This window comes from Nitrosospira sp. NpAV (assembly GCF_000832065.1).
Lineage (GTDB): Bacteria > Pseudomonadota > Gammaproteobacteria > Burkholderiales > Nitrosomonadaceae > Nitrosospira.
This window is the reverse complement of record NZ_JXQM01000145.1, coordinates 1-423: the sequence shown is the minus strand read 5'-3', so window position 1 is coordinate 423 and position 423 is coordinate 1. Positions and strand designations below refer to the sequence as shown.

General features: G+C 56.7%; 1 pseudogene. It reads left to right on the top strand.

The window, feature by feature from the left end:
* Window positions 1-67 precede the first annotated feature (67 nt).
* A pseudogene (locus tag SQ11_RS15675) lies at window positions 68-423 on the top strand (ISL3 family transposase); the annotation flags it as partial.

Sequence of the window (423 nt, the reverse complement as noted above, 5' to 3'; positions counted from 1 at the left end):
CCTGCCCTCACTGCCAATCCGACCGTCTGACCTTATGAGGCACCCGCAGGTGTTCAAGGACTTGCCCATGCACGGCAAGCGCATGGGTATCTACACCGACACCCAGCGGATACACTGCCAAGTCTGCGGCAAGACCTTCTCGCAGGCGCTGCTAGCCGGGAACCGGATGATGACCGAGCAGCTGGTAAAATGGATCGGGCAGCAGAGCTTGATGCGCACCTTCACAGCACTGGCCGACGAAACCAGTGTGGTCGAAGGGACAATTCGCAACATCTTCTGTGACTACATCAACGAGCTTGCGCAACCCGTCCGTTTCGAGACGCCGAAGTGGATGGGCACCGACGAACTACTCTACATCATCACCAAACCGCGCTGCGTCGTCTCGAACATCCAGAACAACATCGGTAATTGTCAACACTCATC